The sequence below is a fragment of the Falsiroseomonas stagni DSM 19981 genome, from assembly GCF_900114315.1.
In the GTDB taxonomy this organism is placed as follows: Bacteria; Pseudomonadota; Alphaproteobacteria; order Acetobacterales; family Acetobacteraceae; genus Falsiroseomonas; species Falsiroseomonas stagni.
Map to the genome: position 1 here is coordinate 1 of NZ_FOSQ01000040.1, position 1,254 is coordinate 1,254.

Consider the following 1,254-nt stretch of genomic DNA (forward strand, 5'->3'; position numbering starts at 1 on the left):
GCCGGATCGATCAGCAACAGCGGAGCAGGCTTGGCGATCAGCGCCACGAGCCTGACACTGGATGCCGGTATGGCGGTGGGGGCCGCTGGCAATGCGCTGCGAATCTCGGCGGCGACGGTCACGGCGGTCGATGCCAATGGCGCGGTACGGCTTGATGTGGCGGGTGCGACGACGATTTGCCGCCTTACGGCGGGTGGCGTCGTCGATGTGGACGGTACGGGCACGGTCTCCACGTCCGGTGCTCTGAGTGGTTCTGGCGTCTCGATCACCAGCAGTGGCGGCGCTGTCTTGATGGGGCAGAACTCCACCATCGAAGCGGGTAACGGCGACGTCACGCTCGACGCCAGCAGTGACGTGACCGTTGCGTATGTCGCGGGCGACGACGTCGTCCTGAACAGTGCAGGCGGATCGCTGCTGAGCAGCAAGTCGGGGGTGAATGTCGAGGCGACTACTCTGAGCGGCGTCATCGGCGGGGCGGTGGGTGCGGGCGCCCATGCGCCGATCGTTCTCGCTGTCGACACGATCGGCTCCCTCACAGCGGGCGGTTTGCTGGCTGTGGAGTCAACTACGGCCATGTCGATCGGAACACTGTCGGGCGTCGGTGCTGTGAGCCTTGAGGCGGGCGCGGCCGTGACCCTGACCGGAAGCATCTCCGGTGAGGGGCTGGCCATCACGACGACAGGCGCGGGCTCCGCGGGTGATTTCACGATGACGAGCGGCGCGTTGCTCGATGCCGGGAACAGCCAGGTGGCGATCGCCATCAGCGGGAACGCAACGATTGCGCAACTGTCGACCACCGCGGACGCCACAGTGCATGTCGAGGGTGATATCAGCGCGGTCGGTGGCAACTCGCTCATCTCAGCAAGCGTGCTCTACATGACGGCGGGTGGAAGCCTTGGTTCCTCGGCGAAGGCGGTCGCCATCGAGGCTCCCGTCATCTCTGCGTTCAGCGCGGGATCCGACATCGACGCGACCTTCACCGGGGCGACGACTCTTCAGGGCGGCGATGCGGGCGGTAGCATCGATATCAGCGCCGATGCGGCACTGGCGATCACCGACATGTTGCAGTCGACCGGTGCGCAGAACATCTCGGCCGCTAGCGTGGCCTTCGTTGTTGGCGCCACGACTGGCAGCCTTCAGCTCAACGGGGCGGCGGACGTCAGTGTTACGGCGACCGCGGGCGACGTCACGATGGATGACGGGGCAACCCTGATCTCGACATCCGGCAACATCGGGGTCGACGCCTCCGGCAGC

Annotated in this window: 1 protein-coding gene; it reads left to right on the forward strand. The window is 66.2% G+C overall.

Annotated elements, in window-relative coordinates:
* Positions 1 to 30: 30 nt before the first annotated feature.
* Positions 31 to 1,254: beta strand repeat-containing protein (locus BM041_RS29645; protein WP_139226250.1), on the forward strand; the 1,224-nt coding region annotated here is incomplete at its 3' end.